At 75.3% G+C, this 737-nt stretch carries 2 protein-coding genes and 1 pseudogene; all 3 read left to right on the top strand.

Going from position 1 to position 737, the window contains the following annotated elements; all coding sequences use genetic code 11:
- The coding region (locus SACPADRAFT_RS0208535; protein ID WP_007027847.1) for an HPr family phosphocarrier protein at positions 1–217 on the top strand (217 nt) is incomplete at its 5' end.
- A 44-nt stretch (positions 218–261) separates the two neighbouring features.
- Entirely contained in the window at positions 262–555 is a 294-nt protein-coding gene (locus SACPADRAFT_RS0208530; RefSeq protein WP_007027848.1) for a DUF6343 family protein, read from the top strand.
- Positions 556–584: 29 nt separating this feature from the next.
- Positions 585–737 (top strand): annotated as a pseudogene (locus SACPADRAFT_RS32500) (phosphoribosyltransferase); the annotation flags it as partial.

The raw sequence follows: 737 nt of genomic DNA, 5'->3' as shown, positions 1-737 counted from the left end.
GCCCGCGGCGCTGGTCGCACGCACCGCGGCGGCGCAACCGGCGCGGGTGACCCTCGCCAGGGACGGCGGCACACCCGTGCCCGCGGACAGCGTGCTGAACCTGATGACACTGGGTGCCGAACACGGGGACGAGGTGGTCGTGGCCGCGGAGGGCGGGTCCGCCCGCGCGGCCGTGGACGCGGTCGCCGACGTCGTGGCCACCGACCACGGCGATTGACCGGTTTCGGTGTGCCTGTCCCTCCGCCGGGGTACCCGCGGACCATGCAGGCACGGGAACACCGGGAGCGTGAACGCACCCGCGCGGAGTACGAACGCGGCCTGCCCGACTACCACGATCCGACCGGCGGCTTCGGGGGCGCCGCGCCGGCCTACAGCGCCTTGACGCTGCGGATCGTGCTCGCGAGCATCGCCGTGGTGCTCAGCATCGCCGGGGCGGTCCTGTTCGCCCTGTTCGACGAGTACTGGGGCACCGTGCTGCTCGGGCTGGTGGCCCTGGGCAGCGCTGTCGACCTGGGCTGGGTGATCCACCGCAAGCGCCGGGGCGAACCGGGCTGAGGTCCGCGACACGGTGGGAGGCTTCTCCGATGCGACGGACGACGACGACGGACCGGGTGTACCGGGACCGGGCCGAGGCGGGCCGGACACTGGGGACGGCGCTGGCCGGGCGGGGCTGGGTGGACCCCGTGGTGCTGGGCCTGGCCCGGGGCGGTGTCCCGGTCGCGGCGGAGGTGGCCTCG

The organism is Saccharomonospora iraqiensis subsp. paurometabolica YIM 90007 (genome assembly GCF_000231035.2).
Taxonomy (GTDB): Bacteria; Actinomycetota; Actinomycetes; order Mycobacteriales; family Pseudonocardiaceae; genus Saccharomonospora; species Saccharomonospora paurometabolica.
This window is presented reverse-complemented; position numbering and strand designations above follow the sequence as displayed.